Here is a 9,385-nt window from a genome sequence, read left to right on the forward strand (position 1 = left end):
CGGCCGGGTCAGCCGGTGCGCCGGACGAGCCGGACGGCGAGCTCGCCGTACTCGGCCTCGATGGCCTCGGGAGTCCTCCGGGCGCCCGGCACGTACCACCGGGCGACGTCGATGGCCATGGACAGCAGCGCCAGCGCGGTGGTCCGCACGTCGTCGACCTCGAACTCGCCGGACGCGACACCGTCGCTCAGGACGTCGGCGACGACGTGGTCGATCTCCTTGCGCAACCCGAGGACCTCCACCTGGTGGTCCTCGCTGAGGTGGCGGAACTCGAACTGGACGATGCGACCCAGCTGGTGGTGCTCGGCGTGCCACCGCGAGAACCCGCCGATGATCGCGCGCAGGGCCTCGGTGGCCGTCGCGGCGTCGCGGGACGCCTCGACGAGCAGGTCGCGAGCGCGGGCATGGCCGCGGCGGCTCAGCTCGAAGAGCAGGATCTCCTTGGACGCGAAGTGGACGTAGACGCCGGCGGGGGAGAGGCCCGCCCGGGACGCGATGTCCCGCGTGGTCGTGGCCGGGAACCCGTTCGCGGCGAACGCGTCGGCGGCGGCGAGCATGATCCGGACGGCGGTGTCGGACGCGTCGGTGCCGCCGCCCGGGCGCCCGCCCTCGGGGGCGATGGCGGCGAGGACGGCGCTCTCGGTGAGCGGTGTGGTGCTCGGCACGGTTGACAGCATGCCGCACCCGGGTCAGACTAAGCAAGCGCTTAGTCAATGCGGCGTCGTCGCCGCACCCGCGACCGCTCGAGGAGCCCCCATGCCGCGCAACCTGTACGCCAGCGAGCACGAGGACTTCCGCGCCTCGGTGCAGGAGTTCGTCGAGCGCACGCTCAAGCCGCGCGCCGAGCAGATGCTCGAGGTCAAGTCGATCGACCGCGACATCTGGAAGGAGGCCGGCAAGCAGGGCCTCTTCGGCCTCGACATCCCCGAGGAGTTCGGGGGCATGGGCGCCGAGGACTACCGCTTCAACGCCATCTCCGCCGAGGTCATCGCCGGCTTCAACTTCGCCGTGTCGTCGTGTTTCGGCATCCACTCCGACGTCTGCCCGCCGTACATCGTCGACCTCGGCACCGACGAGCAGAAGCAGCGCTGGCTGCCCGGCATGGCCAACGGCGACCTCATCGCGGCCATCGCGATGACCGAGCCGTCCGGCGGCTCCGACCTCGCCGCCCTGAAGACCACCGCCGTCCGGGACGGCGACACCTGGGTCCTGAACGGCAGCAAGACGTTCATCACCAACGGCTACCAGGCCGACCTCGTCATCGTCGCCGCCCGCACCGACCCGGGCAAGGGCGCCAAGGGCATCACCCTGTTCGTCGTCGAGGCCGGCATGGACGGCTTCACCCGCGGCCGCAAGCTCGACAAGGTCGGGCAGGAGGAGGCCGACACCTCCGAGCTCTTCTTCGAGGACGTGCGTGTCCCCGACACGAACCGGCTCGGCGAGGAGGGGCTGGGCTTCATCGCGATGATGCAGCGGCTCCCGCAGGAGCGGGTGGGCGCGGCCGTCGCGAACACCGCCCACGCCTTCCAGATCTTCCGCGAGACCGTCGAGTACACCAAGGAGCGCACGGCGTTCGGCCAGCCGGTGGGTGCGTTCCAGCACAACAAGTTCAAGATGGCCGAGCTGCTCACCAAGCTCGAGGTCACCCAGGCCTACGTCGACGACTGCGTCGCCGCGCACGCCGAGGGCGCCCTCACCCCCGTCGACGCCGCGAAGGCCAAGTGGTTCAGCGCTCAGGTGCAGAACGAGGTGCTCGACGAGTGCGTCCAGCTGCACGGCGGCTACGGCTTCATGAACGAGTACCGGGTCGCCCGGGCCTGGCGCGACGCGCGGGTCTCGAAGATCTGGGCCGGCTCCAACGAGATCATGAAGGAGCTCATCGGCCGCGACCTCGGCCTGTGACCGACGCGGCTCAGTCGAGCGGGCCGCCGGCGACGTAGATGACCTGCCCCGAGACGAAACCGGCCTCCTCCGAGACGAGGAAGGCGATCGTCGCGGCGATGTCGGCGGGCTGCCCGACCCGGGCGACCGGGATCTGGGCGGCGGTGTGGGTGAGGAAGTCCTCGAACGAGACCTTGAGCCGCTCGGCCGTCGCCCGGGTCATGTCCGTCTCGATGAAGCCGGGCGCCACGGCGTTCGCGGTGACCCCGAACTTCCCGAGCTCGATGGCGAGGGTCTTGGTGAAGCCCTGCAGCCCGGCCTTGGCGGCCGCGTAGTTGGCCTGCCCGCGGTTGCCCTGCGCCGAGGAGGACGACAGGTTGACGATCCGGCCGTACCGCTGCTCGGTCATGTGGGCCTGGCACGCCTTGGTCATGAGGAACGCGCCCTTGAGGTGGACGGCCATGACGGCGTCCCAGTCGTCCTCGGTCATCCTGAAGAGGAGGTTGTCGCGGATGATCCCGGCGTTGTTGACCAGGACGACGGGCGGGCCGAGCTCGGCGGCGACCCGGGCGACCCCGGCCTCGACCGCGGCCGCGTCCGACACGTCGACCCCCAGCCCGACGGCCCGGCCCCCGGCGTCCCGGATGCCGCCGGCCACGACCTCGCACGCGGCCTCGTCGAGGTCGAGCACGGCGACGGCGAACCCGTCCCGAGCCAGCCGCTCGGCGGTCGCGGCCCCGATCCCGCGGGCGGCTCCGGTGACGACGGCGACACGCTGCACGGGCATGGTGGACTCCTCGAGGCTGGGGGGCTGGGCCGGAGGCCCGACAGTAGCCGAGCCGGGGCCCGGCCCGTCCAGGCCTGACGCGGAGGTCATCGACGGGCCCCCGGGCCGGGTAGGTTGGGACCTCGCGCGGGGGACCCCCGCGCGAGCGCCGGCAGCGCGGCTGGCCTGTAGTGACCCCCCTCGAAAGGCATTCTGTGGAGATCTGGCCTGGGACGGCGTACCCCCTCGGCGCCACCTACGACGGCAGCGGTGTCAACTTCGCGCTGTTCAGCGAGGTCGCCGAGACCGTCGAGCTGTGCCTCGTCGACGACGACGGCGCCGAGACGCGCATCGAGCTGCCGGAGGTCGACGGCTTCGTCTGGCACGGGTATGTGCCGGGGATGCAGCCGGGCCAGCGCTACGGCTACCGCGTCCACGGGCCGTTCGAGCCGACCGAGGGGCACCGCTGCGACCCGAGCAAGCTGCTGCTCGACCCCTACGCGAAGGCCGTCGAGGGGCAGGTCGCCAACGACCAGGCCCTCTTCTCGTACGACTTCGCCGACCCGACCGAGCGCAACACCGAGGACAGCCTCGGCAAGACGATGCTCGGCGTCGTCACCAACCCGTACTTCGACTGGGGCCACGACCGGCCGCCGCGCCACGAGTACCACGAGAGCGTCATCTACGAGGCCCACGTCAAGGGCCTGACGATGACCCACCCCGAGATCCCCGAGGAGATCCGCGGCACGTACGCCGCGATCGCCCACCCGGCGATCATCGAGCACCTCACCGCGCTCGGCGTGACCGCCATCGAGCTCATGCCGGTGCACCAGTTCGTCCAGGACACCTCGCTGCAGTCCAAGGGCCTGTCCAACTACTGGGGCTACAACACCATCGGCTTCCTCGCCCCGCACAACGGGTACTCGCGCTCGGACCGGGGGGAGCAGGTCACCGAGTTCAAGGCGATGGTCAAGGCGCTGCACGAGGCCGACATCGAGGTCATCCTCGACGTCGTCTACAACCACACCGCCGAGGGCAACGAGATGGGCCCCACCATCTGCTTCCGCGGCATCGACAACGCCGCGTACTACCGGCTCGTCGACGACAACAAGGCCCACTACTACGACACGACGGGCACGGGGAACAGCCTCCTCATGCGCAACCCGCACGTGCTGCAGCTCATCATGGACAGCCTCCGCTACTGGGTCACCGAGATGCACGTCGACGGCTTCCGCTTCGACCTCGCGGCCACCCTGGCGCGGCAGTTCCACGAGGTCGACAAGCTCTCGGCGTTCTTCGACCTCATCCAGCAGGACCCGGTCATCTCGCAGGTCAAGCTGATCGCCGAGCCGTGGGACGTCGGTGACGGCGGCTACCAGGTGGGCGGCTTCCCGCCGCTGTGGACCGAGTGGAACGGCAAGTACCGCGACACCGTGCGTGACTTCTGGCGCGGGGAGCCCGGCTCGCTCGGCGAGTTCGCGTCGCGGCTCACCGGGTCCAGCGACCTCTACGAGCACAACGGCCGCAAGCCGATCGCCTCGATCAACTTCGTCACCGCGCACGACGGCTTCACCCTGCGCGACCTGGTGTCTTACAACGACAAGCACAACGACGCCAACGGCGAGGACGGGCGCGACGGCGAGTCGCACAACCGGTCGTGGAACTGCGGGGTCGAGGGCCCCACCGACGACCCCGAGGTCATCGCGCTGCGGGTGCGCCAGCAGCGCAACTTCATGGCGACCCTGCTGCTGAGCCAGGGCGTGCCGATGATCGCCCACGGCGACGAGATCGGACGCACCCAGGGCGGCAACAACAACGTCTACTGCCAGGACAACGAGATCGCCTGGGTCGACTGGGACCTCGATGCCGAGCAGCGGCGCCTCTTCGCCTTCACGGCGGCGGTCGCCAAGATCCGCAGCGAGCACCCCGTGTTCCGCCGCCGGCGGTTCTTCGCGGGCAGCGCCGACCACGGCGGGCAGTCCGAGATGGGCGACATCGCCTGGTTCCAGGCCGGTGGCGAGCCGATGGGCGAGCACGACTGGACCGACGGCGAGGCCCGGATGATGACGGTGTTCCTCAACGGCGACGCCATCCCCGGCCCCGACACCCGGGGCCGGCGGGTCGTCGACGACGACTTCCTCGTCCTGTTCAACGCCGACCACGAGGGGCACGAGTTCCTCCTCCCCGGGCCGGAGTACGGCGAGCGGTGGGCCGTCGAGGTCGACACCGCCGTGGACGACGTCGACGCCGGCTGGCACGACGCCGGCGAGAAGGTCCACGTCGAGGCCCGCTCGGTCGTCGTCCTGCGTCACCCGCGCGAGGTCCCGGCCCCGCCGGCCGCCACCGCGGCCGCCGCCCCCGCCCGAGGCTGAGCCCCGTGGCGGCCCACCGACCCGACCCCGCGCGCGTGGTCCCGACTGCCACGTACCGGCTCCAGATCCACGGCGGCTTCGGCTTCGACGACGCCGCGGCGCAGGTGCCGTACCTCGCCTCCCTCGGGGTGTCGCACGTCTACCTCTCGCCGGTCCTCCAGCCGGCGCCGGGCTCGACCCACGGGTACGACGTCCTCGACCACACCCGCATCAACGTCGAGGCCGGTGGGCGGGGCGCGTTCGAGCGGCTCGTCGCGGCCTGCCGCGAGGCGGGCCTCGGGGTCATCGTCGACGTCGTGCCGAACCACATGGCCGTGCCGTCGCCGGAGCACCTCAACGCGCCGTTCTGGTCGCTGCTGCGCGAGGGGGCTCGCTCCCCGTACGCGGGCTGGTTCGACGTCGACTGGGTCGCCGAGGACGAGCGGCTGCTCATGCCGGTGCTGGGTGGCAGCCTCGAGCAGGCGCTCGAGCGCGGCGAGCTGGCCCTGGCCGACGACGGCGGCCCCGGCGGCACCGACCCCGTCCTGCGCTACTTCGACCACGAGTTCCCGGTCGCCCCCGGCACGGAGGGGCTGCCCCTGCGCGAGCTCGTCGACGCCCAGGCCTACCGCCTGTCGAGCTGGCGGGAGGCCGGCGACGCGCTCAACTACCGCCGGTTCTTCGACGTCACCTCCCTCGTCGCCGTGCGCGTCGAGGACCCGGTCGTGTTCACCGCCACCCACGCGCTGCTGCTCGCGCTGCACGGGCACGGCGAGGTCGACGGCTTCCGCATCGACCACCCCGACGGCCTCGCCGACCCGGGCGGCTACCTCGAGCGGCTCGCCGAGTCGACCGGGGACGCGTGGGTCGTCGTCGAGAAGATCCTCGAGGGCGAGGAGCGGCTGCCCGACGCCTGGCGGTGCGCGGGGACCACGGGGTACGACGCGCTCCTGCGGGTCCAGCAGGTCCTCACCCCGCCCGACGACACCGGCACCCTGGACCGCCTGTGGGCCGAGGTCGCGCCCGACCTCGTCGACCTCGACGAGGTCGTCATCGCGTCCAAGCGGCTCGTCGTCGACGACGTCCAGGCCGCCGAGGTCGACCGCCTGATGCGCCTCGTCCGCCGGGTCCTCGCCGGCGAGGACGCCGCCGCCCTGCGCCGGGCGCTCGAGGCGCTCCTCGTCGCGATGGACCGGTACCGCGCCTACGTCGTGCCCGGCCGGGGAGTCGACCCCGAGCAGGCCGCCGTCGTCGACGCCGCGGCCGAGCGGGCTCGGGCGCTGCTCGCGCCCAGCGACCACGACGCGCTCGACGTCGTCGTCCGTCTCGTGCTCGGGGGCCACCTGCCCCAGGCCCAGGTGGACAGCGGCCAGGCGGCCGACGAGTTCCGGGTGCGCTTCCAGCAGACCTGCGGACCGGTCATGGCCAAGGGCATCGAGGACACCGCCTTCTACCGGTGGTTCCGGCTGGCGGGGGCGAACGAGGTCGGCGGCCACCCCGAGGTGCCGTCCATCGACCTCGACGCCTTCCACCACTGGTGTGCCCGTCAGCAGGCGGAGTGGCCCACGTCGATGACCACCCTCACCACCCACGACACCAAGCGCTCCGAGGACACCCGGGCACGCCTGATGACCCTCTCGGAGGACGCGCAGGGATGGGCCGAGTGGCTGGAGCGGGCCCGCGGGCTCGCCGACCCGTACCGCACCGCCCGGGTCGACCCGCCCACGGAGTACCTCGTCTGGCAGACCCTCGTCGGCACCTGGCCCATCTCGGGCGCCCGGCTCGAGGAGTACCTGCTCAAGGCCGTGCGCGAGGCCAAGGTCCACACGGCCTGGGTCGACGGCGACAGCGAGTACGAGGACGAGGTCGTCGCCTTCGCCCGCGCGCTCGGCCGGGACCTCGGCGTCCACGAGCACCTCGACGCGTGGACGGTGCCGCACGAGGCGTCGGTGCGCGCGAACATCCTCGGCCAGAAGCTCGTCCAGCTGACGATGCCGGGCGTCCCCGACGTCTACCAGGGCGGGGAGCTCGGGATGCTGGCCCTCGTCGACCCCGACAACCGCCGCCCCGTCGACTGGACCGACCGCGTGGAGCGGCTCGCCCGCGTCGACGACGACGAGCCCTGCTTCGACCTCGACGACGACAAGATGCGGCTCACCGCGCTCACCCTGCGGCTGCGGCGCGAGCACCCCGAGGCGTTCGTCGGCCCCGAGGCCACGTACACGCCGGTCGAGACCGGCAGCGAGCACGCCCTCGCGTTCGCCCGGGGCGACACCGACGGCCCGCGTGCCGTCACCGTCGTCACCCGGGGGGCCGGCCGGCTCGCGGCCGCCGGTGGTTTCGGCGACGCCGGGTGCGCGGTGCCGCCGGGCCGGTGGCGCGAGGTGCTGGCCGGCCGGGACGTCGAGGTCGGCGGGTCCGGGATCGCGCTGGCCGAGCTGCTCACCGAGCGGCCGGTGGCCCTGCTCGTGCGCGTCGACGACGGGGGCGCGGCCGAGGAGGAGACGACCGGCGAGGAGGTCGGCGCGTGAGCCCCCGCACGATCGAGGTCTGGGCGCCGACCCCCGAGCGGGTCGAGCTCGAGTGGTCTCCCGTCCCGGATCCGACCAATAGGTCACGCGGGGTCCGGCGGGAGGCGATGACGCCCGCCGGCGACGGCTGGTGGCGCCTCCAGCTGCCGCCCGGCGTCGGCGAGGTCGACTACGCCTTCGTCCTCGACGGCGAGGAGCCCGCACTGCCGGACCCGCGCGGCGCCTGGCAGCCGGGCACCGTGCACGGCCCCAGCCGGACCGTCGACACCGCCGGCTTCGGGTGGACCGACGACGGCTGGCGCGGCCCGCGGGACGGCGCCGGAACCCTCGGCGGATTGTTCTACGAGCTGCACATCGGGACCTTCACCCCCGAGGGCACCTTCGACGCCGCCCGGGCCCGCCTCGACCACCTCGTCGCGCTCGGTGTCGACGTCGTCGAGGTCATGCCGGTGGCCTCCTTCCCCACCGACCGGGGCTGGGGCTACGACGGGGTCGGGCTCTACGCCGTCCACGACGCCTACGGCGGCCCGGAGGCCTTCGCGCGGTTCGTCGACGCCTGCCACGCACGCGGCCTGGGCGTCTGCCTCGACGTCGTCCACAACCACCTCGGCGCCAGTGGCAACTACCTGGCCCGCTTCGGCCCGTACTTCACCACCGCCCACGAGACGCCCTGGGGCCCGGCGGTCAACCTTGACCACGACGGCTCCGACGTCGTACGCCGGTTCCTGCTCGACAGCGTCCGCCGCTGGTTCACCGACTTCCACGTCGACGCGCTGCGGCTCGACGCCGTGCACGAGCTCAAGGACGACTCGCCCCGCCACTACCTCGCCGAGCTGTCCGACGAAGTGGCCGCCCTGGCCCACCGGCTCGGGCGCCCGCTCGACCTCGTCGCCGAGAGCGACCTCAACGACCCGGTGATGATCACCCCCACCGCCCAGGGTGGCCACGGGATGACGGCGCAGTGGGACGACGACGTGCACCATGCCCTCCACGTCACGCTCACGGGGGAGACCCAGGGCTACTACACCGACTTCGGGGGCGCGGCGGGGACGCCCGAGGCCACGCCGCTCGCGGTGCTCGCCAAGGTCCTCACCCACGGGTTCCTCCACGACGGGACGTACTCCAGCTTCCGCGGGTCCACGTGGGGCGCGCCCCTGGACCGGCACCGGGTCGACGCCCGTCGCCTGCTCGGGTACCTCCAGACCCACGACCAGGTCGGCAACCGGGCGACGGGGGAGCGCATCTCCGCCCTCGTCGATGACCCCGCGCTGCAGGCGGCCGGTGCCGCGCTGTACCTGCTCGCCCCGACGACGCCGATGATCTTCATGGGCGAGGAGTGGGCGGCGTCCACCCCGTGGCAGTTCTTCACGAGCTTCGCCGAGGACTGGCTCGCCGACGCGGTCCGGGACGGGCGGCGCGCGGAGTTCGGCACGCACGGCTGGTCCGCCGCCGACGTGCCGGACCCGCAGGACCCGGCGACACGCGACCGCTCCGTCCTGGACTGGGCCGAGGTCGAGACCTCGGAGCACGCCCGGATGCTGCGCTGGTACACCGACCTCACGGCCTGGCGGCGACGGCTGGTCGGCGACGCGGCGACCCGGTTCGCCGACGTCGACGTCACGGTCGACGAGGACGCCCGCTGGCTCGTCCTGCGCCACGCCCGCGACGGTGCCGGCGCCTACGCCGTCGTCGTGAGCCTCGGTGCGGGCCCCGTGGAGATCCCGGTCCCCGGGCTCGAGCGGCTCCTGCTCACGTGGGACCCGGACGATGTGTCCGCCGGAGCCGGGACGCTGGCACATCGTTGCCGATCTGTGTCCGTCGTCTCGGTGGGGCCGCGCTGACCCCCCGCTAGCCTC

The 9,385-nt window shown here is 72.6% G+C and carries 6 protein-coding genes; 4 read left to right on the forward strand and 2 right to left on the reverse strand.

The window, feature by feature from the left end; translation table 11 throughout:
* Nucleotides 1–8: 8 nt before the first annotated feature.
* Nucleotides 9–665: a TetR/AcrR family transcriptional regulator gene (locus Q0963_RS14410; RefSeq protein ID WP_299447314.1), complete on the reverse strand. Its 657-nt coding sequence runs from the start codon at nucleotides 663–665 to the stop codon at nucleotides 9–11.
* Between the two features lie 91 nt (nucleotides 666–756).
* Between Q0963_RS14410 and Q0963_RS14415 the strand changes: the two genes are divergently transcribed.
* Nucleotides 757–1,902, forward strand: a complete 1,146-nt coding sequence (locus Q0963_RS14415) for an acyl-CoA dehydrogenase family protein (RefSeq protein ID WP_299447316.1) — start codon at nucleotides 757–759, stop codon at nucleotides 1,900–1,902.
* A 10-nt stretch (nucleotides 1,903–1,912) separates the two neighbouring features.
* Here the strand turns inward: Q0963_RS14415 and fabG are convergent, their stop codons facing one another.
* Nucleotides 1,913–2,668, reverse strand: coding sequence for a 3-oxoacyl-ACP reductase FabG (fabG, locus tag Q0963_RS14420; protein ID WP_299447318.1), 756 nt, complete (start codon nucleotides 2,666–2,668; stop codon nucleotides 1,913–1,915).
* A gap of 194 nt (nucleotides 2,669–2,862) precedes the next feature.
* On the opposite strand from fabG, the gene glgX reads away from it, so the two are divergent.
* The 3 genes from glgX to treZ are packed head-to-tail and all read left to right on the forward strand — an operon-like array spanning nucleotide 2,863 to nucleotide 9,370.
* Nucleotides 2,863–5,019 (forward strand): glycogen debranching protein GlgX, encoded by a 2,157-nt coding sequence (glgX, locus tag Q0963_RS14425; RefSeq protein ID WP_299447320.1) that lies wholly within the window; start codon nucleotides 2,863–2,865, stop codon nucleotides 5,017–5,019.
* A gap of 5 nt (nucleotides 5,020–5,024) precedes the next feature.
* On the forward strand, nucleotides 5,025–7,529 hold the full coding sequence (gene treY / locus Q0963_RS14430) for a malto-oligosyltrehalose synthase (RefSeq protein WP_299447323.1): 2,505 nt from the start codon (nucleotides 5,025–5,027) through the stop codon (nucleotides 7,527–7,529).
* Complete coding sequence (gene treZ, locus Q0963_RS14435) at nucleotides 7,526–9,370, forward strand: malto-oligosyltrehalose trehalohydrolase (RefSeq protein WP_299447326.1); 1,845 nt, start codon at nucleotides 7,526–7,528, stop codon at nucleotides 9,368–9,370. Before treY ends, treZ begins: the two co-directional genes overlap by 4 nt.
* Nucleotides 9,371–9,385 lie beyond the last annotated feature (15 nt).

This window comes from uncultured Phycicoccus sp. (genome assembly GCF_947495705.1).
Taxonomy (GTDB): Bacteria; Actinomycetota; Actinomycetes; order Actinomycetales; family Dermatophilaceae; genus Phycicoccus.

Excerpts from the sequence above, each read along its gene's own strand:
- fabG (WP_299447318.1), bottom strand. The coding sequence starts at position 2,668 with ATGCCCGTGCAGCGTGTCGCCGTCGTCACCGGAGCCGCCCGCGGGATC.
- Q0963_RS14415 (WP_299447316.1), top strand. The coding sequence starts at position 757 with ATGCCGCGCAACCTGTACGCCAGCGAGCACGAGGACTTCCGCGCCTCG.